The sequence below is a fragment of the Vallitalea guaymasensis genome (genome assembly GCF_018141425.1).
GTDB classification, from domain to species: domain Bacteria; phylum Bacillota; class Clostridia; order Lachnospirales; family Vallitaleaceae; genus Vallitalea; species Vallitalea guaymasensis.
In genome coordinates this window covers 1,794,840-1,816,641 of record NZ_CP058561.1, presented here as the reverse complement: position 1 = coordinate 1,816,641, position 21,802 = coordinate 1,794,840, and the positions used below count along the sequence as shown (strand labels likewise).

Below are 21,802 nucleotides of genomic sequence, written 5' to 3'. Positions count from 1 at the left end.
ATACAACACTAACCATGCTATAAAAATAATATTAATATAAAATATATTACAAACAATTTAATTAGGAGGAATAATGATGAGTGACAAATTAAAAGCAGGAATCATAGGGTGTGGAGGTATAGCTAATGGAAAGCATATGCCAAGTATCAAAAAAGTAGATCAAATTGAAATGGTTGCTTTTTGTGACATTATTGAAGAAAGAGCAGTAGAAGCAAGCAAAAAATTTGGAACTGAAAATGCAAAACACTATACAGACTATAAGAAAATGTTATCAGATAATAATTTAGACGTTGTATATGTTTGTACTCCTAATAGAGAACATAGTTTCATTACAATCGATGCTCTTGAAGCAGGATGTCATGTTATGTGTGAAAAACCAATGGCTAAGACAGTAAAAGAAGCAGAAGAAATGTTGGAAGCTGCTAAGAGAACAGGTAAAAAATTAACAATAGGTTATCAAAATAGATTTAGAGCAGATTCACAGTACCTAAAGAAATCTTGTGAAAGAGGAGATCTTGGAGATGTGTATTTCGCTAAAGCTCACGCTATAAGAAGAAGGGCAGTACCAACCTGGGGAGTATTCCTTAACGAAGAAGAACAAGGTGGAGGACCATTGATTGATATTGGAACACATGCTCTAGACTTAACATTATGGTGCATGGACAACTACAAGCCAAAAAGAGTTGTAGGTACTACATATAAGAAATTAGGAGACCAAAAAGATACAGGTAATGCTTGGGGAGACTGGAAACAAGATGAATTCACAGTAGAAGATTCTGCTTTTGGATTTGTTACTATGGAAAATGGTGCAACCATAATATTAGAATCAAGCTGGGCATTGAATACTCTTGAGACAGGCGAAGCTAAGACAACTCTTTGTGGAACAAAAGCAGGAGCTGACATGAAAGACGGACTTAGAATCAATGGAGCTGATCTTGGTAAATTATATGTGAAAAAACCAGGACTTAGCGCTGATGGAGTTGATTTCTATGAAGGTGACAGCAATAATCCAGCTGAAGTGGAAGCACAAAGTTTTGTTGACTGTATAATCAATGATACAGAACCAGTAGTAAAACCGGAGCAAGCTTTAGTAGTTACTAAGATATTAGAAGCAATCTATAAATCAGCAGAATTAGGAAAAGAAATTGTATTAGATTAATGATAATTATATAGATACGAAAGGAGTACATAAATATGAAATTAGGAGTTTTTACACCATTACTAAACAACCAGCCTCTAGATGAAGCACTTAGTTATTTAAACAAATTAGGTGTGACTATGGTAGAGATCGGAGCAGGAGGATATCCAGGAACATCACATGCTAATCCTGATATATTGCTTAATGACGATGCGAAATTAGAAGAATTCAAGAATACTATCAAAAAATATAATATGGAAATAAGTGCACTCAGCTGTCACGGAAATCCAGTACACCCTAATAAAGAAATAGCTGCCAAATTCCACGATGATTTTGAAAAGACTATATTATTAGCTGAAAAACTTGGACTAAAACAAATTAATACTTTCTCAGGTTGTCCAGGTGGTTCAAAAGAAGATAAGACACCTAACTGGGTAACATGTCCTTGGCCAGAAGATTTTACAGAAGTTCTAGACTATCAATGGAATGAAGTATTGATACCATACTGGAAGAAGGCTGTAGCTTTCGCTAAAGAGCATGGTGTCACTATGATAGCACTTGAAATGCACCCAGGATTCTGTGTATACAATCCATACACATTATTAAAACTTCGTAATGCAGTTGGAGAAGAGATTGGAGCTAACTTTGACCCTAGTCATCTATTCTGGCAAGGAATCAATCCAGTAGCGGCAATCAGGGAATTAAAAGATTGTATCTTCCATTTCCATGCAAAGGATACTAAGATAGATGCAATCAATTGTGGTGTAAATGGTGTTCTTGATACAAGACACTATTCAGATGAAATCAATCGTTCTTGGATTTTTAGATCAGTTGGATATGGTACTGATTATGCTACATGGAAAGATATAATCAGCGCACTTAGAATGGTTGGATATGACTATGCAATTAGTATAGAGCATGAAGATTCATTAATGTCAGTAAATGAAGGTTTGACAAAAGCTGTAACATTCTTAAAAGAAGTCATGACTTTTGAAAGCACAGGTGGTATGTGGTGGGCATAATTTCATAATTATGTTTCATTAACATGTAGCACTTGATTAATATGATAAAATAGTTTATAGTGTGATAAAAAGCAACAAAAAATTCAATAAAATAATTTATATTAATGATGGAGATGAATGATAATGTTTAGAGTTGGGATTGTAGGATGTGGAAATATTTTTCCAATGCATGCATATCCTGTTAGTGAACTTAGCTGTACAGAACTAGTTGCAGTATGTGACAACAAAGAAGATAGAGCTAAGGAAAAAGCGCAGGAATTAGGTTGTAAATATTATACAGACTATAAAGAAATGATTGATAAAGAAAATTTAGATGTTGTACATATTTGTACACCACACTATATGCATCCATTAATTGCTATCTATGCAGCAGAAAAGAAGGTAAGTGTATTAACTGAAAAACCAATGTCAATTAAACTAGAAGACGCTGAGAAGATGATTAATGCTGCAGAAGATAATAATGTAACTCTTGGTGTAATCTTCCAAAATAGATATAATAAAGGCTCACAGCTTGTTAAAAAGACTTTGGAATCAGGTGAATTAGGTAAGATAATCACTGGAAAACTATCTGTTACTTGGGATAGATCAGATGAATATTATAGTAACAGTGATTGGAAAGGAACTTGGGACAAAGAAGGTGGCGGAGTTATTATTGACCAAGCTATTCACACTATGGATTTGATGCGTTGGTTCATAGACAGCGAAATTGAATATGTAGATGCCAATATAAGCAATAGAGCTCACGAGATTATTGAAGTTGAAGATTCAGCTGAAGGTGTTATAAAATATAAGAATGGTGTACATACAGGATTTTACGCTATTAATTATTATGGTTATGACGCACCTGTGGAGATAGAGATTTACTGTGAAAATGGTATTGCAAGCATGGTGGCAGATAAGGCAACTATTAAATTCAATGATGGTAGAACTTTAATAGCAGATCAAGACCCTAATGAAGTATTCAATTATGGTAATGTAAAAAGCTATTGGGGCGTAAGCCACGTAAAACAGATCAAGAATTACTATGATAGTCTTGCTAATGGTACTAAACCAGAGATAACAGGTGAGGAAGCATATAAGACTCAGAAAATGATTTGTGCAATCTATGATGGTGGAAAAGAGCAAAAAAGAATAATGTTTTAATTCAAAACAGACAACGGTTGTATATTGAAACCATATATAGTGATAATACACTCTCGTTATTATCACTTTATATGGTTTTCTCTACATTAACCACTCTTAAGCCTGTTAAAAAAATGTGAGTTAGTCTATAAAATCTATTATTAAGTATTAAGATGATAAAATTCTTTCAACAAAATCATTTTGGTTATTATAAATCTACACCTTTGGATAATAATGTAGATGATGATACATACATTATTACACTTACTACTGAACTATATATCAATGAGGTAGTGGTATAATTCATTGTCATGTTTTTCCCTACAGTTATACCATTATCAACATTTCCAACTATTTTATATTGTACATAAGTAATTATTGTTTGTAGAATCAAGAAGAATATAAAACTGAAAAATCCTCCTAGTTTAACATTGGATAATAATGTTTTTCTTATTGTTATAGCTAGATAAATAGTTAAGATAAAAGCAAACCAGCCAATAACAAATGATACAATACCTAGTACAATTTCACCTGGTGAAGGTAAAGCTGAGAAACTCTCGAAGAAATCCATTATCATTCGTGCATTGCTACCTGGATCATTCAAATATTTATTATATACTATATTATAATTAAGTGCCATAAATCCAATATACATAGCTAGTCCGATAGTAGCTTCCAACATACTAATTAATAATTTAGAACCAATTATCTGATAGGAATTGGTTGGAGTCAAAAACAACATATATCCGGGCTTTTTATATAGATCCGATGAGTACATATTGATACTGTCTATAAGTAAGAATATCAGACCTCCAAAACCAAGTAAAAATATTAAGATTACAGTGAATACAAGGGCTATTCCGCCTTTATAAATAGTAAAAAGTATTGCTAATTCAATTAAACCGAACATAACTAAGGCTATAACAATTAATTTTGCTTTCTTAAGTGCTTCATATTTCATTAATCTAAGCATTATGCGTATACCTCCTTATAAAGATCTACAATAGATTTACCTCTTTCTTCTCTAACGGTTTCAGCATCTCCCATGAGTACTAATTCACCATTTTTGATGAAGATAACTTGGTCTAATATTTTTTCCATTTCATCAACTAGATGACTGGAAACAATAATTGTATTATCATCATTAGCACATTTAACTATGGTATTCAATATTTTTTCCCTAGCAACTAGATCAATACCATTCAGTGGTTCATCCAACATAATCAATTTAGAATCTCTTGAAAGAGTTACAGCAATTTTCATCTTTGAAGCCATTCCAGAAGATAAGGAAGATACTTTCATATCCATTTCAAGATCCATATAAGCAATTAATTCCTTGTATCTTTCCATATTGAAGTCTTTATAGAAATCCTTATAAAATTCACCTACAGTTTTAATTTTCATATATGGATATATAAAATTCTCAGTAGACATATAAGCAGTCAATTCCTTGGATTTTACACCTACATTATTTCCTTCAACCATTATTTCGCCAGAAGATGGATTCAACAAACCTGCTACCATTTTCATGAATGTAGTTTTACCACTACCGTTAGGACCTAAAAAACCATATATTTTACCTTGCTCTACAGTTAATGAAATGTTTTTAACTGCTTTCTTTGACAGATAACCTTTTGATAGATTCTTAATTTCAAGTAACATCTATTTTTCCTCGCTTTCTTTTTTGATTATTGATATTAGCATTTCGTTGGTATAACCCAGCTCTGTCATACCTTTCACGAAATCATTAATAAGATCTTTTGCCATATCATCTCGTATTTGTTCTATTTTGGATTCTGATTCTGTAACAAAAGTTCCTAAACCTCTCTTGGTAAAAGTAATTTCTTCCCTTTCCATCTCTTTATATATTCTTCCAGAAGTATTAGGATTGATGCTATATTTTATTGCTAACTCTCTTGTTGAGGGGAGTTTTTCTCCAGGTGATAGTTTCCCAGTAATAATGTCTTTTTTCAGCTCATTAATTATTTGCATATATATAGGAATACTATTATTAAAATTCACTTATCCACCTCCATAAAAAAACTTCATGTAATAACTAGTGCACTAGGTACATAGTACACTATTAAATTATATTTGTCAACACTTTATTTTTTATTTCTTAGTAACATATACATATACTATTTTGCAGTAGCCAAGTCAGAACAAAATACTTTTTCTGACCTACTTACAAAAAAATTGACATAATAATATTATTCTTTTTTAATAAAGAAAAAAAGAAATATATCTTATAAAAAAAGGTTTATAATAGATAACAAAGAATACTATAGTATATAGAAAAAAATATTTGCTTTGGGTTCTATATAATATTTTAATAGCTAATATAAACATTAGTCTAGCTATTAATAAAAAGAGGTGATCATATGAATATCGGTACAATTATTAAAAAAGCAGAAGAGCTGAATACTATCTCAATTGATGATACTTTAGGAAAAGGACTTAAGATAATTGAAGAGAATGACCTGCTTTCTCTACCTGTAGTAGAAGGAAAAAAATTCATAGGTATACTATCAAGACAGTATGTATATGAAACTTATTTTAAGGAAGACGGTGGAGATAAGAAGGAATTCCTAGAAAGAAAAGTAAAAGAATTTATGAAAACAAAAGTTCCATCCGTTGATGATCTTAAGATGTTGGTTGAAGAAGCTGCAGCTATGTTTTTTGCTAATAATAAATTAAGATTTATACCTGTTGTTAATGAAGATGAAGAATTATTAGGAATAATAACTAAAAAAGCTATATTGGAAAGGTTTAGATTCATATACGGTATGAATGAACCTAGACTAGTTATTTACATATATGACTTTAAAGGAAAACTTGCTAAGATAACTGATATCATTGCAAAAGCTGGGGGCAATATTAGAAATATCGTTCAAGCTGATACAGAAGTCTTAGGTTTACAAGAAATAACACTAAGGGTGAAAGCTAACGATATACGTAAGGTTGTTAAAAGTTTGAACAGCCATGGATTCGAGGTAAGAGAATTCAGAGAATAACTGAATAGATAATAATTTAACAAATGATAATAGGGGACTGTATAAGATACAGTCCCCTTAATACTTTCTAACCTATAACAGCTTCACCGAATTTTTTACCAAATTCATAAGCATCATTTAATTGCTCATCAGAAGGATTGAATTTTATTTTTAGACCTTCTACAGGCATTTTGAAACGAAGTTGTTTGAAACGACCTTCTATATTGGAAACAGCTTCACCGCTCCAGCCGTATGAACCAAATGCTCCAGCTAATTTTCCTTTATGGATTATTGGATTAAGGGAAGTAAGGATATCCCATATTGGTGGTAAAGCATCTGATACAATTGTAGGAGAACCAAGTAATAATCCATTTGCAAGATTGATTTCATTCATGACTTCATCTTTTTTGGTCTCTACAAGGTCATATACTAATACATCAAGACCATCTACAGTCTTAACACCTTCCGCAACTTTTTCTGCAATTTTCTCTGTATATCCATAAGCTGATACATAAGCTATGACAACACTTGGTTTTTCTCTTTTTTCTTCAGTTGCCCAAGTTTTATATAGTTCCAGATATTTATCAAGGTCTTTCCTAAGGATTGGACCATGACCTGGACATATGATATCAATATCTATATTACTTATTTTCTTAAGAGCTTGTAGTACATAAGGTTTGAAAGGACCTATGATAACATCAAAATAATATTTGTAACTGTCTATGAAGTCCCCTTCTATTTTATCGTTGAATAATTTTTCATCACAGTAATGACATCCAAAAGAGTCACAGGTAATCAAAGTTTTTTCTTCTTTTATATAAGAATACATCGTATCTGGCCAGTGAAGAAATGGTGCCATGATAAATTCTACAGTCCTGTCGCCTAATTCAAGAGTAGAGCCCTCTTTTGTAATAATTGATTTGAAAGATTTGTTAGTAATCTCTTTCAAGAATTTTATAGCCATTGCTGTTCCTACTATAGTAACATCAGGATTCATATCCAAAATCTTAGCAATAGAACCCACATGGTCTGGTTCAGTATGATTAACGACAATATAATCTATTTCATCTATTGATGAAACTTCATTGAGCCTTTCTAAGAATTCATCAAAAAACTTCACTTTCACAGTTTCAAATAAGGCTGTTTTTTCGGAGCCTTTTACCAAATATGAATTATATGTAGTACCATACTCTGTATACATTACTACGTCAAATAAACGTATATCATAATCAAGTGCTCCAACCCAGTAAATTCCCTTGTTTATTTCTTTAGCTTTATTCATAAATAATCTCCTTTCATCTACGGAAGACGAGACATAGTCTCTTATCATATAGTATTTTTATTTTTGCAGAAGTTATACTTTTATTTTATAAGTTTAATAAAGTTACTTTTATGTTTACTAATAGTTAGTTGATAATTAATATTACTTAGTAGTAGATTAACACAGCTTCGTATCAAAGTCAATATGAGTTAAACATTAATATAAATATTTGATATAATTATTTTTTTGCGTATAATACTTAAAAAAATACAATAAAAGTATAATTAATCATGGTAATAGCTCAAAAATTATCTTTGTGCATAATGAATATTATGTTATAATGAATTAATTAAGAACGCTTTACGTGTCTTATCTTAATAACATAGCGGAGGATAAACTAATGAATGAGAAGGGAATAAGTAAATTTAGAATTGATTTAAAACCTACACAAATACTTGTACTCGGGTTTTTATTTCTAATAATAGTCGGCGCAATATTATTGAATCTACCTATAGCTACTAATGATGGGAATAGCATTGGATTTATAGATGCTCTATTTACATCAACTTCTGCTGTATGCGTAACAGGACTGGTTGTTGTCAATACTTTGGAATATTGGAGTATGTTTGGTAAAATTGTCATTATAATATTAATTCAAATCGGTGGACTTGGATTTATGACTTTTGCTACTACGTTCTTTATAATAATGGGAAGAAAGATTAGGCTGAAAGAGAGACTTATCATACAAGAAGCATTAAACCAATATTCACTATCTGGTATGGTAAGGCTGACTAAGAATGTATTATTAGGTACTCTATTAATAGAAGGAATCGGAGCTGTACTATTATCAATAAGATTTGTTCCCAAGGATGGGGCATATGGTATATTTAAAGCTATCTTCCATTCTATATCAGCATTTTGTAATGCAGGTTTTGATATTGTAGGTGATAGTAGTTTAAGTCCTTTTATTGGTGATATTATAATCAATATAACCATAATGTTACTAATAATATTAGGTGGACTTGGATTCACTGTATGGATTGACATACTTAGAGTTCTAAAACAGAAATTCGAGAATAAATGGAACTTAAAAAGTACATTTAGAAAATTTACATTACACACTAAGATAGTATTGGTTTTAACATTTTCATTAATAGTAATAGGATTTGTATTTTTCTTCATATTAGAAACAACTAATCCTGACACTCTAGGTAATCTATCAATGAAAAATAAAATACTAGGTTCACTGTTCCAAGCAGTTACACCAAGAACAGCTGGATTCAACACTATGCCACTAGCAGATATGACTCATGGTTCCAAATTCATGACTATCATATTAATGTTTATAGGTGGTTCACCAGCAGGTACTGCAGGTGGTGTAAAAACAGTAACAATGGGTGTTATAATATTGACAGTCATATCAGGTATAAGAGGAAAAGAGAGAACAGAGGCTTTTGAGAGAACTATACCTGAAGATATAATAAAAAGAGCATTAGCTGTAATTACTATAGGTATAACTGTTGTTATTACAGTAACTATGATATTATCTGTAACTGAAACAGGAAGCTTTATGGACATATTGTTTGAATCTGTATCAGCTTTTGCAACAGTTGGATTGACACTAGGATTAACAGGAAGTTTGACAACTATTGGAAAGATTGTTATCTGTATTACTATGTTCATTGGTAGACTTGGACCACTTACAATGGCAGTAGCTCTTTCAATGAGAGCTAGATCAAAAGCTAGTATGAAAAAACCAGATGAAAAAGTAATGGTTGGATAAATAATTATATAGATGTTTAAGCTTGGTATATATATTGAAAGGAAGGTAAATATTAATGGCTAAGAAAAGGGATTTTGTAGTATTTGGATTAGGGAAATTTGGACAAAGTGTTGCACAGACACTTAGTATGAATGGTTGCGATGTTCTGGCAATTGATAAAAATGAAGAAATTATTCAAGATATAGCATCTACAGTAACACACGCTGTACAGGCGGATGTTACAGACCAAGATGCATTAAGTGCTTTGGGAGTAAGAAATTTTGATGCAGCCATAATTGCTATATCAAATGATATGCAGTCAAGTATTATGGCAACAATATTAGTAAAAGAATTAGGAGTTCCATATGTACTTGCAAAAGCACAAAATGAAATTCATAAGAAAGTTCTTGAAAAAGTAGGAGCAGACAAAGTTGTTTTCCCAGAAAGAGAAATAGGTGTTAGAATAGCTAATAATCTAATCTCAGAAAACTTTGTTGATTATATTGAGTTATCAGAAGACTATAGTATAGTTGAGGTTTCCATATTAGACGAATGGATAGGTAAGAGCTTGAAAGAGTTAGATATGAGAGCAAAATATGGTATGAATGTTATGGCTATCAGACAGGGCGCTAATATCAGTATTACACCAGGTCCGGATGTAACACTAAAAGATGGTGATGTATTAGTTGTAATTGGAAGTAATAAAGACCTCAAGAAGATAAATATAATAAAACATTAGGAATGAAATATATGATTACTAGTATGCAGAATACTAAAGTGAAAAAGATAATACAGTTACTTAATAAGTCCAAAACAAGGAAAAAAGAAGGTTTATTCATTGTTGAAGGCAAAAAAATAATTAGTGAAATAGATAAGAGCCGTATTAGTGAAATTTTTGTTACTGAAACATACTATGAGAACCAACGTACTTATGTAGATGGATTAATTCAAGAAAATATTAGAATCGAGATAGTCAGTGATTCTATAATGAAACATATATCTGGATCAGTTACACCTCAAGGTATACTTGGCATTATTAAGATAGTTCCTATGGAACTAAATATTTTAATGGATAAAAAGCCTCTGATAATAATATTAGAGAATATACAAGATCCAGGCAATCTTGGAACTATTATTAGGACAGCTGATGCAGTTGGAGCAAGTGGTATAATAATATCAAAAGGTTCTGTGGATGTTTATAACCCAAAGGTTGTTAGAGCAACCATGGGTTCAATATTCAGAGTTCCTATCATATCAGAAAGTAATTTGAGAGAAGATATCAATATACTTAGAGAAAAAGGTATTGAGATTCTAGCGTCTCATTTACAAGGGAGTAGTAATATATATGACTGCGATTTAACACATGGTGTGGGTATATTGATTGGTAATGAAGGGAATGGACTGTCAAAAGACATAACCGAACTTGCTCATAAAAATATCAAGATTCCAATGATAGGAAGGTCTGAATCCTTGAATGCAGGAGTGGCTACCAGCATAATAGCATATGAAGTATTGAGACAAAGAAAATACATGTAGATAGCAGTTACCATAGATTTTAATATAGTTAGAAAAAGAAGTTGTAAAGAATTTAAAATATCTCTTCACAACTTCTTATTTTTATGTTATCATGTTATTGATAATGAATGTCATTATCATGATGGAGGTGTTTTTATGAGAACTTGTAAAAATAACAAAGAATGTATACTTAATCATGTGTGCAACGATTATGAAAAGAGATTATTGAAAACCATAAGTCCAGTAATAAAAGGAATAAAGCCAGCTGAAATAATAAGCCTACCGAAAAGTGAAGAAAATGTTAGGGGCAAATTGAAACTATTAACTACCATGTATAACAATTGCAGTAAAATAAAAGGTGAAATCATTAATTACTCTAGTAAGAGCATAAAAATCTTTATTTACAATGAATATGCTCTACAAAAAATATTGCATAAAAAGAATATTAGAAATTTTTTAGCAACGTGTGGGTATAGTCCTAGTTATTCCTTAGAAGATTGCTTAGAAAAACTGTTCAGTAGAATAAGCATGGGTAAGATACCTGATGAAATAGGAATATTTTTAGGTTATCCATTAAAAGATGTAATGGGATTCATGGGAGTCGTTAATTTGCCATTGACAAAAGTTAATTATTGGAGGATTTATGGTGATGCCAATATATCAGATAGACTATATGATAATATTCAAAAAGTAAAACATCATACAGAAAAATTACTGGTACATAAAACACCTCAACAAGTTTTTGAATTACTAATAAGTTAATATGGAGGTAAATAAAATGGATAAAGCATTAATTATTTATTGGAGTGGTACAGGAAATACAGAGGCAATGGCTAATGGTATTGCAAAAGGTATAGAAGCAGAGGGAAAAGAAGTACAAATCGTTTCTGTTGATGCGGCTAACAAGGATATGGTGAAAGAAGCAACACATATAGCTCTTGGATGCTCAGCTATGGGAGCAGAGGTATTGGAAGAAGATGAAATGGAACCTTTTGTTGAAAGTATAGAAGATATTGATTGGTCAAATAAAAAATTAGCCCTATTCGGTTCTTATGACTGGGGAGACGGGGAATGGATGAGAAACTGGCAGGAAAGAATGGAATCATGTGGTGCTACTTTAGTCAAGGATGGTCTTGCAGTTAATCTAGAACCTGAGGGAGAAGAATTAGAGAAGTGTATAGATTTAGGTAAAGCGCTTGTAACTGCTTAATTCTATATAGTATAAAAGGAGCAATTATTGCATTAATAGATGTAATAATTGCTCCTTTTTTAAATTTTGAATGAAAATGTAAACAGTTAAAATTGAATCAACGAGCGTAGGTAGTATAGGGGAATATGAAGCAGTGAGCCATGGACGGCGAACTCAGCAATTCACCTGACAGCCCTACTGGACTGTCAGAAATAATAATGGACTCGATGTCCATTATTATTTATCAAACATGGACGTTTAATTTGCTGACGGAATATCCCCCTATACTACCTCTGCGACTGTTAGCCTATATTTAGCTATATTTCTCCAATTTTCTCTCAACATCCTCACGTGTAACAGTGTTAAGAGCATTAATATTACAAGAAGCAGTTTTCTTGTAATATTTCCTTGCTTCTTCTATATCATTTTTCTTTTCAAAAATCAATCCCATATAATAGTTGCTATCAGCCATATTAGGATTAATCTCTAATGCAGATTTTAGATTTTTGATTGCTTCACCGTAATCATTCAATTCATAATATATCTGTCCAAGATTATCAAGTGCAGGAGCATGGGTAGCATTCAACATCAAAGCTTTTTTACTGTTTTCAATAGCTTTGTCATAATCTTTCTTAAGCAAATACAAGTATCCTAGAGTAGTATAATCCTGAGCATATACATATGAATTAGTTTTTATTACATATTCGTCAGTTAGCTCGTTTTCTTCATCTAGTGATTCTTCTAATTCTTTTGGTTCATCGTCTGTGTCAGTTGCTTTTTCAAAATCTTTGAATACTTTTTCATACATATTTATAGCTTCATCAATATTGCCTAGTTTCCAATGACATATGGCAATATTACATTTTATAATTTTGTCTGCAAGAAACTGAGGTTTTAGGCTTAGAGCCTTTTTAAAAATTTCAATTGCCTCATTGATATTATCTTTTTTTAGAAGGACTAGTCCATAAGAAGTTATGATACTAATATTATTGGTATGTAGTTTATATGCCAACCTATAATATTTATATGCCTTATCATCATTCTTGAAGGCTGATTGAACCAATATTCCTATAAAACCTATTGAAGTTCCTAAGAACAGAACAATTGTTAAAAGTATAAAACCTGCATAAAAGAGTAATAATGTACTTAATGACATATGTTTTATAACCATAACAAAGATGTAACAAACTATAAAATAAACTATTGCAACAAATTTCCATTTCTTTCCTAAAAATTCCATGTTTTTTCATCTCCTATACATAGCTATTTATAAATGATACTACATTAATATAAGGTTTTCAATATGAATAATAGTAATTTTTTTAACTTTTCATTGGAAAAAACGGTATCTCCTGTTTAATGTGAAGTAAAAAGTTATTTGATTATCATTACTATGTAAAAATAAATAAATATAAACAAAAACATAATTATAAATTAAACAATTTTTAATTAAATATTAATCTATATATATTAAAATTATCATTATCATATAAATTAACCTCAAAATTTATCAAAAAGTTAAGTTTTAACTTATAAAAACTATATCTATGATAATAATTTAATCAAGTAGTAGCACAAAAATAATAAAGTTGCATTATGTAAGTTTTTTTTGTAAAATATAATAAGGTAGAATCATAATAAATAGCATAAATATATTAACATAAGATTATGATATAACATATCAACTCTTTATTAAAAGGAGGAAGTAAGATATGCCAGAACCATATTTAATTTGGCTTGGAGTATTAATCATATGTATAATACTTGAAGCGGCTACTCTCGGATTAACAACAATCTGGTTTGCATTTGGAGCTTTGGCTTCGCTATTAGTATCTTTATTTGGAGCAGGAATTATTATTCAAGTAGTAGTTTTTATAATTGTTTCCTTGTGCTTATTGTATTTTACAAGACCAATAGCATTGAAAGTACTCAAAATTGGTCATGCGAAAACAAACTATGAATCAATAATAGGCAAAGTGGGAATAGTTATAGAAGATATTGATAACCTTTCTGCAAAAGGTCAAGTAAAAGTTGACGGACAAATATGGAGCTGCCGTTCTTTACATGGTAGTTCAATAGAAAAAGGTATGAAAGTAAAAGTCGCCGAAGTAAAAGGTGTAAAATTGATTGTTGAAAAAGTAAAATAACATTTTGTATAAATTATGAGGAGGAATACAATATGGAATATGTAGGAATTGGAATTATTGCTATCGTAGTTATTTTAATAATAACTAGTATCAAGGTGGTACCACAAGCACATGCTTATGTAATTGAAAGACTTGGTGCATTCCAGACGTCTTGGTCAGTGGGATTACATATCAAAATACCACTAATCGATAAAGTAGCAAGAAGAGTATCATTAAAAGAACAAGTTTTAGACTTTCCACCACAACCAGTTATTACCAAAGATAACGTTACTATGAGAATAGATACAGTCGTATACTACCAAATAACTGATCCAAAGGCTTATGCATATGGAATAGTTAATCCATTATCAGCAATTGAAAACTTGACAGCAACTACACTAAGAAATATAATTGGTGATCTGGAACTTGATGAAACATTAACATCTAGAGAGCTTATCAATACAAAAATGAGAAGTATTCTTGACGAAGCAACAGACCCATGGGGAATAAAAGTCAATCGTGTTGAACTTAAAAATATTATACCACCTGCTGAGATTCAAGATGCTATGGAGCGTCAGATGAAAGCAGAAAGAGGTAGAAGAGAAGCGATCCTTAGAGCTGAAGGTGAGAAAAAATCAGCTATCCTAGTGGCAGAAGGTAAAAAAGAATCAGCAATACTAGAAGCAGAAGCACAAAAAGCAGCAGCTATCCTTAGAGCTGAAGCTAAGAAAGAAGCAGCTATAAGAGAAGCAGAAGGTGAAGCTGAAGCTATCTTAAAAGTTCAAACAGCTACTGCAGAAGGTATTAAGAAGATTAATGAATCCAAGCCTTCAAGCCAAGTAATATCTATTAAGAGCCTAGAAGCTTTTGCTAAAGCAGCTGATGGAAAAGCAACTAAGATAATTATTCCATCAGAGATACAAGGTTTAGCAGGGTTAGCTAAATCAGTTGTGGAAATCGCAAAAGATGATAAAGTTGACTAAGATATATACTATTTAACTTAGTGGATGCATTGAATTATGCCAATTTGATAAAAGTTAAATAATATAATGGGCTAGCTTATTAGATGTTCTATATTATAGTTAGCCCATTAAATGTATAATTTTAGTGTGTCAAATAAGGGAGAAATATTGAAATGAAAGAATTAAAAAAAGTATCGTATAAAGATTTTATTATGTTAGCTATACTGTTAGCTAAAATTACATGTTTTTATTTATTAATAGGATTTACAAAATCAAGTATTATCATAGGAAGCATAACATTTTTATTTTTTGTAGTAATTTTTGTATCATATTTATTTAGCAATAGTAAGCACTGTAATAGATCATTTTTAATTGTATATTCTTTGCTTACATTATTAATGTTTGCAGATTGTTTGTATTACAGCTATTTCAATCAATTACCATCAGTTAATCAAGTAGCACAGATGAATAATCTGATTGTTGTTGATGAAAGTATCAAATTTACTACACCACCTATAAGTATTCTATTATTCATTGATATACCTATATACTATATTTACTTCAAGAAGAAGAGAGCACAGATAACAGGTGATGATACTATAAAATTCAAACCTTACAAGAAAGTATTAACATCACTATTATTAGGTTTGTTATTATTGATGTCATGGAATCCGATGAATGCAGATGCTATAAAAGCAGTTAGTAATACTGAATTTTTGACATATCATATAAATGATATCTACACAAAAGTATTTGGCTACAAAGATAATCAAATCAAGTCAAATGAAAACGTTGAAAAAGTGATTGATGAACTACAGAACAATAGACCTTTAGATAAAAAATATCTTGGGGTAGCAAAAGATAAGAACTTAATTGTTATTCAAGTTGAATCATTACAGGATTTCCCTATCAATGCTTATTATGAAGGGCAGGAGCTTACACCTAACCTTAACAAACTGATTAAAGGGGATTCATTATACTTTGAAAATTACTATCAGAATATTGGAAGAGGAAATACATCAGATGCAGAGTTTTCAACTCAGAATTCTATCTATCCAGTAATTGATGGAGAATGCTATAGATTATACCAGGATAATACATTTTATGGTTTGCCTTGGATCATGAGAGAAAATGGTTACAGTACAAAAGTATTTCATGGCTATGAAGGAAGTTTCTGGAATAGAGAAGCTGCATATCCAAATCAAGGATTTGAGGATTATGTAAGTCTTGAGGATATGGAACTTGATGAAAAGATTGGATTTGGTTTATCAGATGTGAGTATGTTTGAACAAGCAACAGAACGTATAGAGAAAATGGAAAAACCATTCTATTCTTTCTTGATAACATTATCATGTCACCATCCTTATATACTTCCTGACAAATACAATACTATACAGTTGAATTCAGAAGATGAAGGCACAGTATTCGGTAACTATCTACAAGGAGTACATTATTCAGATATGGCTATTGGTAAATTTATCGAAATATTAAAAGAAAAAGGATTGTATGACGATACAATCATAGCTATATATGGTGACCATCATGGACTTAACTGTAAGGATGCAAGCAACTACGAATGTATGACTAGATATTTAGGTAAAGAATATGACTATAATGAGATGCTTAATATACCTTTAATAATTAATATACCAGGTTCTGGTATTAATGAGACCATATCTACTGTAGGAGGGCAGGTTGATTTCTTACCTACCATAACTAACCTACTGGGAGTACCTATAAAAAATAAATACATACTAGGACAAGATTTGGTCAATGCTAAAAAAGGATATGTTGCATCCGTGACATATATGTTAAGAGGATCTTTTATAACAGATGATGTTATATTTGAAATGTCAAGAGAATCACTATTCAGTACTAGTACAGCAAAAGATTTAGAGACGAATGAGGTAATTGAGGATAACACTTATTTAGAAGATTACTATAATAGAGCATTACAATTATTAGATACATCCAAGTATATACTTGAAAATAATCTAATAACAAGATAATAATGATTTGCAAGATATGTAAAATGGTCTTGATAGTAAAAAACTTATAAGCATCTAAATTATAAGTAAAAAGCGGATCTAATTATTAGACGGACTTTTAGCTTTAATTAATTTAGGGGGATAATTATGAAAAAAACAATAGTAATAGTATCAGCATCAACAGGTTATGGACATAATCAGGTAGCTGGTGCATTAAAATTAGAGTTTGAAGAAAAAGGATATAAGGCTGTTATTGTAGAGCCGTTAAAGGAAGTAAGTAAATCATTGGATATGTTAGTATCAGATGGTTACAAGATACTTGCGACTTTAATGCCTAAAATGTATGGAACAATATACAAGATCAGCAATAATGAAACTATGAACAAACCTGTTGCTAAGATATTCATAAAAGCATTAACAGATAAAATTGAAGAAATAGTTAATTTTGAAAATGCGAGTATGATAATAAGTACACACCCTTTATTGGTAGATGTAATCTCTTCACTAAAAGGTGATGGTATTATCGATATACCATTTTTATCCATAGTAACTGATTTTCTTCCACATCAAAGCTATATAAGTGATAATGTAGATGCTTATCTAGTAGGCAGCAGTTATACTAAAAACGGTATAGTAGCTAGAGGAATATCTCCAGATAAAGTTTATTGCTACGGTATACCTATCAAGAGAATCTTTAGAGAAGATGTTGTTACAGAAAAAAAAGAGGACATATTTACTATCCTATTGATGGGTGGAAGTATGGGAGTAAGTTCTATCAAGAAGGCACTCAAGAATCTGCTTAATATCGAGGATAAGCTTAAGATTATTGTTGTCTGTGGTAATAACGACACCCTAAAAAATTCTATTGATGAAAAATATAGTGAGTATATTCCTAATAAGTATATAGAGATACTTGGATTCACTGATAAGATACCTGAACTTATGGAGTTGTCAGATGTAATTATAACCAAGCCAGGTGGTCTTACAGTAACAGAGGCTCTTACTAAGAATATACCAATGATAATACCTTATTTCATTCCAGGACAGGAAGAAGAGAACGCAGAGGTTCTTGTTAATGCTGGAGCAGCGATAAAGGTAGATAGTGTGAAGGAATTAGACGAAGTCGTAGGAGTTTTAATGAATGACCCTAGTAAGATAAAATGGCTGAAACAAAATATGAAAGAGATGTCAAAGGATCATTCCATAGAAAAAACCATTAACCTATGCCTTGAATTAATGGAAGAATATAAACCCTTTACGGAGATAATAAAAGATGCAAACTAAGTGTGATATTCTAATCCTTACTGCTGATTTTGGAAGTGGACATAAATCTGTTTCAAATGCAATAAAAAGTTATATAAATGATGTAGATAGTAATGTGAATATTGAAATCGTTGATATGTACAAGATTATCAGACCGAAACTATATAAGTACATCTATAAATTTTTTGGGATATTGATCAAGTACGGTACACCTATCTATAACTTTGATTATTACAAAAAAAATAATAACGATAAATTTGGTAAGTTGCACTCTTGCTATAAATCTAGTTCAAGAAGATTAGCTAGATATCTGGAAGATGTGCAACCTTCCATTATTATATCAACTTTTCCTACATGTTCTGCTTATGTGACAAAACATAAGAAAGACAATAACGTTAGCATACCATTGATAACATGCATAACTGATATCGTAAAAGGTTCAGAATGGCTTCATAAAGGAAATGATATGTATTTGGTTGCTACAGATACTGTGAATAAGAGTATAGTTAAAAGAGGTATAAGCAAGGATTCTGTGATAACAACAGGAATTCCTATTAGAAGAGAGTTCTTAGAGGATAAAAATCTGCCAGAACTTAGACAAGAATACAATGTATCCCAGAAGGATTTTGTAGTGCTGATGATGGGCGGAGGATTAGGACTTATACCCAAAGAAGTATCATTCTATGAATGGATAGCTGCCAATAAGCGAATAAAACTATATATCATCACTGGTAATAACAAAGACCTATATAACAAAATAAGCAAGTATAATGAATATAGTAACATAAATATCCTGAAATACACTGATAAAGTAGCTGATATAATGGCTGTAACTGACTTGTTGATAACCAAACCAGGAGGCATTACTTTATTTGAAGCAATAGCAAGTAATCTGCCCTTCATCATTTATAAACCTGTTTTGGGACAAGAACTAGAGAATTGCCGTTATATAGAGGAAAAAGAATTAGGATATGTTGTTCAAAGTGAAAAAGAACTAATAGATAAGATTAGTCTAGTCATGAAACACGAAGATATTAGAAGTAAAATGATAAAGAGTATAAAAGAAGAGCAAAAGAACATTGACATGAAGTCTCTGGCAGATAATATTATGTCTGTTTATAATCTGAACAAGTAGAGATTAACCATCATTCAGTAAGGTAAGGTGATTTACTATGATAGCATTATACATTTTATTGGTATTATTGCTTGTATTCATGTTTTACATGGTTATACCTAATTACATTGCAAGAAATAAATCAAAAGAAGTAATAAAAACTATTAATAAGAGTAATGGAAAAACTATAGCATTGACATTTGATGATGGACCAGACCCACTGTATACAAACAGATTACTAGATATACTTAAACAGAATAATATAAAAGCAACGTTTTTCTTAGTAGCTGATAAAGCAGACCAAAATAAAGATATAGTAAAACGAATGGTAGAAGAAGGTCATGGAATAGGGATGCATACTCTATATCATAAATCAGCTTGGTTGAGTTTGCCACATGAAACAATTAATGAATTTAAAAAAGGCTTAGCCATATTTGATAGACTTGGACTAGATATTACATATTACAGACCTCCATGGGGAACATTTAATGCATTGACTTTAAAAAATGCATTAAAGAATAATTTGAAAATAATACTATGGACTGTGGAAGCTTTTGACTGGAGAAAAAACAATTCTTCGTCTAATATAGAAAGAATCCTACTAAGTAGGATAAAAGATAAGGATATCATTGTTCTACATGATAGTGGAGGTGCCAAAGGTGCTCCAAATAACACCCTTGGTGCATTAGAATCTACCATACCAAAATTGTTGAATTCAGGATTTGATTTCATAACAATTGATGAAATGATTAAAGGTTAAGTTGGTTATAATAAACTATATAGGAGAACGCTATGAAAAAATTATTGAAAAAGTTTTTTACTTTCATGAATAAAAGATATATAAAAACCCATAATCTGATTTTTATACCTGGTTCAAAATATAACTATGTCTATATTGATATATTAGAATATAAAGGGAAAGATGTAAGTTTATCTGATGGTACAGTCATCAAAAAAGGTGATACAGTAGCTGAGATCCACATTAATAATGATACTATCAAAGAGGTTCCAGTTACAAAAGTCATAAGAGTATTTCAATCGGAAGTAGTAGCTATGGCGAATGTACTAAAAAATAATGAAGATTATAAAAACGTAAAGGCAGTATTTGGAAGAACTGTATTATATCCTCTAACTAAGAGATTAGGTTTTGATGTGTTTGAAATGAAAAGAGGCTATATGAAAAAATTTATCAAAATATGGGATAATCTAATAAGAGTTTTATTTTCTTCAAAGGAAAAGGAAAATGGAAAATTCAGAGAACCAAGAGAAGTATGGATGTCTAGAGAGGCTATCATTAAGAATCTGGGAGAAAAATAATTATGAAGAAAAAGATAATAGGGATTATTATAGTAGTTGTTTTTACTGTAATAACAGTATATTTACTAGCAAATAGTAAAGAAATTGCTGAGTTTCCTGAACTAGTAAAAAGGTTAGAAATAAAATTTTTGTATATAGCAATATCATTGATGCTACTATATTTAGTAATTAATTCAACAATAATCTATATAATAGGCAAAGAAATAAGTAGAGAAATAACATTTATGAAATCAGTATATCTATCATTTGTGGGACAATACTATAGTCTGATTACACCATTTGCAGCTGGTGGACAACCTGCTCAAATAATAGCCATGAAGACTAGATATAATATCCCTATTTCTGTGGGTACAACAATTACAGTTAAGAAATTTTTGATATTTCAAGTTGTAGTTTCACTATATGCAATTAGTATGTTTTTTACTAAGATTCATTTCATAATGAATAAGTACAGCGGTCTAATAGTTTTTATAGTTATAGGTCTTAGTATCAACCTTATTGGTGGAGTACTAATTATTTTATTATCCTATTCTAAGACTGTAGTTGTTAAGATACTTGATTTTGTTATATTGATCGCAAAAAAACTTCATCTAGGGAAACGTATCAAGAGAGATTCAATAATTGAACACATTGATGACTATGTAAAGAATATAGAAGAGATAAAGAATAATAAGAAAACCATGCTTACCTTGATAGTTATGACTTTCATACAATTGACTATATATTTTTCCATAACCTATTTTATATATCTATCATTAGGATCAACAGGTGCTAATTATATTGATATATTGGGTATACAAACTATTGTATATGTAGTAGTCAGTTTTATACCAACTCCAGGTGGAGCTGGTGCATCAGAAGGAAGTTTTTATTTGCTGTTCAAAGTATTTTTCTCAAGAGACGTGTTATTATACGCTATGGCACTTTGGAGGATTATTACTTATTACGGAAATATGATTTTCAGTGGTTTGATTCTGCTGTTGGTTAGAATATTTGGATACTTCAAGAAGAAAAAGAAATATGCTTAGAG

Annotated in this window: 22 protein-coding genes; 17 read left to right on the top strand and 5 right to left on the bottom strand. The window is 30.8% G+C overall.

Translation table 11 applies throughout. The features are described 5' to 3' along the window. The first annotated feature begins 76 nt into the window (after window positions 1–76). The 3 genes from HYG85_RS08150 to HYG85_RS08140 all read left to right on the top strand — a co-directional run bounded on the left by HYG85_RS08150 (window position 77) and on the right by HYG85_RS08140 (window position 3,303). Window positions 77–1,159 (top strand): Gfo/Idh/MocA family protein, encoded by a 1,083-nt coding sequence (locus HYG85_RS08150; RefSeq protein WP_330619252.1) that lies wholly within the window; start codon window positions 77–79, stop codon window positions 1,157–1,159. Window positions 1,160–1,194: 35 nt separating this feature from the next. Next, window positions 1,195–2,160, top strand: coding sequence for a sugar phosphate isomerase/epimerase family protein (locus HYG85_RS08145; protein WP_113672461.1), 966 nt, complete (start codon window positions 1,195–1,197; stop codon window positions 2,158–2,160). A 123-nt stretch (window positions 2,161–2,283) separates the two neighbouring features. Beyond that, a complete protein-coding gene (locus tag HYG85_RS08140) occupies window positions 2,284–3,303 on the top strand; it encodes a Gfo/Idh/MocA family protein (RefSeq protein ID WP_244971299.1) in 1,020 nt (339 codons plus the stop codon). Window positions 3,304–3,490: 187 nt separating this feature from the next. Here HYG85_RS08140 and HYG85_RS08135 read toward each other — a convergent pair whose 3' ends face one another. From HYG85_RS08135 to HYG85_RS08125, 3 genes are read right to left on the bottom strand one after another with little or no spacing between them, the layout of a single operon-like run. Then, window positions 3,491–4,255 carry a hypothetical protein gene (locus HYG85_RS08135; protein WP_212693070.1) on the bottom strand — a complete coding sequence of 255 codons (765 nt, stop codon included), beginning with the start codon at window positions 4,253–4,255 and terminating at the stop codon, window positions 3,491–3,493. Then, entirely contained in the window at window positions 4,255–4,944 is a 690-nt protein-coding gene (locus HYG85_RS08130; RefSeq protein ID WP_113672458.1) for an ABC transporter ATP-binding protein, read from the bottom strand. Before HYG85_RS08130 ends, HYG85_RS08135 begins: the two co-directional genes overlap by 1 nt. After that, window positions 4,945–5,304: a GntR family transcriptional regulator gene (locus HYG85_RS08125; protein ID WP_113672457.1), complete on the bottom strand. Its 360-nt coding sequence runs from the start codon at window positions 5,302–5,304 to the stop codon at window positions 4,945–4,947. Window positions 5,305–5,663: 359 nt separating this feature from the next. Here HYG85_RS08125 and HYG85_RS08120 point away from each other — a divergent pair, with 359 nt between their 5' ends. Next, on the top strand, window positions 5,664–6,296 hold the full coding sequence (locus HYG85_RS08120; RefSeq protein ID WP_113672456.1) for a CBS domain-containing protein: 633 nt from the start codon (window positions 5,664–5,666) through the stop codon (window positions 6,294–6,296). Window positions 6,297–6,363: 67 nt separating this feature from the next. Here HYG85_RS08120 and HYG85_RS08115 read toward each other — a convergent pair whose 3' ends face one another. Next, window positions 6,364–7,557 (bottom strand): FprA family A-type flavoprotein, encoded by a 1,194-nt coding sequence (locus HYG85_RS08115; protein ID WP_212693069.1) that lies wholly within the window; start codon window positions 7,555–7,557, stop codon window positions 6,364–6,366. A 379-nt stretch (window positions 7,558–7,936) separates the two neighbouring features. Between HYG85_RS08115 and HYG85_RS08110 the strand changes: the two genes are divergently transcribed. The 5 genes from HYG85_RS08110 to HYG85_RS08090 all read left to right on the top strand — a co-directional run bounded on the left by HYG85_RS08110 (window position 7,937) and on the right by HYG85_RS08090 (window position 12,023). Further along, window positions 7,937–9,319 (top strand): TrkH family potassium uptake protein, encoded by a 1,383-nt coding sequence (locus HYG85_RS08110; protein ID WP_113672454.1) that lies wholly within the window; start codon window positions 7,937–7,939, stop codon window positions 9,317–9,319. Window positions 9,320–9,374: 55 nt separating this feature from the next. After that, on the top strand, window positions 9,375–10,037 hold the full coding sequence (locus tag HYG85_RS08105; RefSeq protein ID WP_113672453.1) for a potassium channel family protein: 663 nt from the start codon (window positions 9,375–9,377) through the stop codon (window positions 10,035–10,037). A gap of 11 nt (window positions 10,038–10,048) precedes the next feature. Continuing rightward, window positions 10,049–10,834 (top strand): TrmH family RNA methyltransferase, encoded by a 786-nt coding sequence (locus HYG85_RS08100; RefSeq protein WP_212693068.1) that lies wholly within the window; start codon window positions 10,049–10,051, stop codon window positions 10,832–10,834. A 135-nt stretch (window positions 10,835–10,969) separates the two neighbouring features. Next, window positions 10,970–11,575, top strand: coding sequence for a DUF3793 family protein (locus tag HYG85_RS08095; RefSeq protein ID WP_212693067.1), 606 nt, complete (start codon window positions 10,970–10,972; stop codon window positions 11,573–11,575). 16 nt (window positions 11,576–11,591) lie between these two features. Further along, window positions 11,592–12,023: a flavodoxin gene (locus tag HYG85_RS08090; RefSeq protein WP_212693066.1), complete on the top strand. Its 432-nt coding sequence runs from the start codon at window positions 11,592–11,594 to the stop codon at window positions 12,021–12,023. A 292-nt stretch (window positions 12,024–12,315) separates the two neighbouring features. Here the strand turns inward: HYG85_RS08090 and HYG85_RS08085 are convergent, their stop codons facing one another. Further along, on the bottom strand, window positions 12,316–13,242 hold the full coding sequence (locus tag HYG85_RS08085; protein ID WP_212693065.1) for a tetratricopeptide repeat protein: 927 nt from the start codon (window positions 13,240–13,242) through the stop codon (window positions 12,316–12,318). A gap of 472 nt (window positions 13,243–13,714) precedes the next feature. Here HYG85_RS08085 and HYG85_RS08080 point away from each other — a divergent pair, with 472 nt between their 5' ends. The 8 genes from HYG85_RS08080 to HYG85_RS08045 all read left to right on the top strand — a co-directional run bounded on the left by HYG85_RS08080 (window position 13,715) and on the right by HYG85_RS08045 (window position 21,800). Then, window positions 13,715–14,149 (top strand): NfeD family protein, encoded by a 435-nt coding sequence (locus HYG85_RS08080; RefSeq protein ID WP_212693064.1) that lies wholly within the window; start codon window positions 13,715–13,717, stop codon window positions 14,147–14,149. A gap of 32 nt (window positions 14,150–14,181) precedes the next feature. Then, window positions 14,182–15,111 (top strand): SPFH domain-containing protein, encoded by a 930-nt coding sequence (locus HYG85_RS08075; RefSeq protein ID WP_212693063.1) that lies wholly within the window; start codon window positions 14,182–14,184, stop codon window positions 15,109–15,111. 152 nt (window positions 15,112–15,263) lie between these two features. Next, entirely contained in the window at window positions 15,264–17,099 is a 1,836-nt protein-coding gene (locus HYG85_RS08070; protein WP_212693062.1) for an LTA synthase family protein, read from the top strand. A 126-nt stretch (window positions 17,100–17,225) separates the two neighbouring features. Then, window positions 17,226–18,362 (top strand): MGDG synthase family glycosyltransferase, encoded by a 1,137-nt coding sequence (locus tag HYG85_RS08065; protein ID WP_212693061.1) that lies wholly within the window; start codon window positions 17,226–17,228, stop codon window positions 18,360–18,362. Then, complete coding sequence (locus tag HYG85_RS08060; protein ID WP_212693060.1) at window positions 18,352–19,476, top strand: MGDG synthase family glycosyltransferase; 1,125 nt, start codon at window positions 18,352–18,354, stop codon at window positions 19,474–19,476. Before HYG85_RS08065 ends, HYG85_RS08060 begins: the two co-directional genes overlap by 11 nt. A gap of 37 nt (window positions 19,477–19,513) precedes the next feature. Then, on the top strand, window positions 19,514–20,215 hold the full coding sequence (locus tag HYG85_RS08055) for a polysaccharide deacetylase family protein (RefSeq protein ID WP_212693059.1): 702 nt from the start codon (window positions 19,514–19,516) through the stop codon (window positions 20,213–20,215). 32 nt (window positions 20,216–20,247) lie between these two features. Further along, entirely contained in the window at window positions 20,248–20,772 is a 525-nt protein-coding gene (locus HYG85_RS08050; RefSeq protein WP_212693058.1) for a YkoP family protein, read from the top strand. A 2-nt stretch (window positions 20,773–20,774) separates the two neighbouring features. Beyond that, on the top strand, window positions 20,775–21,800 hold the full coding sequence (locus tag HYG85_RS08045; protein ID WP_212693057.1) for a lysylphosphatidylglycerol synthase transmembrane domain-containing protein: 1,026 nt from the start codon (window positions 20,775–20,777) through the stop codon (window positions 21,798–21,800). Window positions 21,801–21,802 lie beyond the last annotated feature (2 nt).

Coding starts and splice junctions, on each gene's coding strand:
- HYG85_RS08150 (WP_330619252.1), top strand. CDS start 77: ATGAGTGACAAATTAAAAGCAGGAATCATAGGGTGTGGAGGTATAGCT.
- HYG85_RS08145 (WP_113672461.1), top strand. CDS start 1,195: ATGAAATTAGGAGTTTTTACACCATTACTAAACAACCAGCCTCTAGAT.
- HYG85_RS08140 (WP_244971299.1), top strand. CDS start 2,284: ATGTTTAGAGTTGGGATTGTAGGATGTGGAAATATTTTTCCAATGCAT.
- HYG85_RS08135 (WP_212693070.1), bottom strand. CDS start 4,255: ATGCTTAGATTAATGAAATATGAAGCACTTAAGAAAGCAAAATTAATT.
- HYG85_RS08130 (WP_113672458.1), bottom strand. CDS start 4,944: ATGTTACTTGAAATTAAGAATCTATCAAAAGGTTATCTGTCAAAGAAA.
- HYG85_RS08120 (WP_113672456.1), top strand. CDS start 5,664: ATGAATATCGGTACAATTATTAAAAAAGCAGAAGAGCTGAATACTATC.
- HYG85_RS08115 (WP_212693069.1), bottom strand. CDS start 7,557: ATGAATAAAGCTAAAGAAATAAACAAGGGAATTTACTGGGTTGGAGCA.
- HYG85_RS08110 (WP_113672454.1), top strand. CDS start 7,937: ATGAATGAGAAGGGAATAAGTAAATTTAGAATTGATTTAAAACCTACA.
- HYG85_RS08105 (WP_113672453.1), top strand. CDS start 9,375: ATGGCTAAGAAAAGGGATTTTGTAGTATTTGGATTAGGGAAATTTGGA.
- HYG85_RS08100 (WP_212693068.1), top strand. CDS start 10,049: ATGATTACTAGTATGCAGAATACTAAAGTGAAAAAGATAATACAGTTA.
- HYG85_RS08095 (WP_212693067.1), top strand. CDS start 10,970: ATGAGAACTTGTAAAAATAACAAAGAATGTATACTTAATCATGTGTGC.
- HYG85_RS08090 (WP_212693066.1), top strand. CDS start 11,592: ATGGATAAAGCATTAATTATTTATTGGAGTGGTACAGGAAATACAGAG.
- HYG85_RS08085 (WP_212693065.1), bottom strand. CDS start 13,242: ATGGAATTTTTAGGAAAGAAATGGAAATTTGTTGCAATAGTTTATTTT.
- HYG85_RS08080 (WP_212693064.1), top strand. CDS start 13,715: ATGCCAGAACCATATTTAATTTGGCTTGGAGTATTAATCATATGTATA.
- HYG85_RS08075 (WP_212693063.1), top strand. CDS start 14,182: ATGGAATATGTAGGAATTGGAATTATTGCTATCGTAGTTATTTTAATA.
- HYG85_RS08070 (WP_212693062.1), top strand. CDS start 15,264: ATGAAAGAATTAAAAAAAGTATCGTATAAAGATTTTATTATGTTAGCT.
- HYG85_RS08065 (WP_212693061.1), top strand. CDS start 17,226: ATGAAAAAAACAATAGTAATAGTATCAGCATCAACAGGTTATGGACAT.
- HYG85_RS08060 (WP_212693060.1), top strand. CDS start 18,352: ATGCAAACTAAGTGTGATATTCTAATCCTTACTGCTGATTTTGGAAGT.
- HYG85_RS08055 (WP_212693059.1), top strand. CDS start 19,514: ATGATAGCATTATACATTTTATTGGTATTATTGCTTGTATTCATGTTT.
- HYG85_RS08050 (WP_212693058.1), top strand. CDS start 20,248: ATGAAAAAATTATTGAAAAAGTTTTTTACTTTCATGAATAAAAGATAT.
- HYG85_RS08045 (WP_212693057.1), top strand. CDS start 20,775: ATGAAGAAAAAGATAATAGGGATTATTATAGTAGTTGTTTTTACTGTA.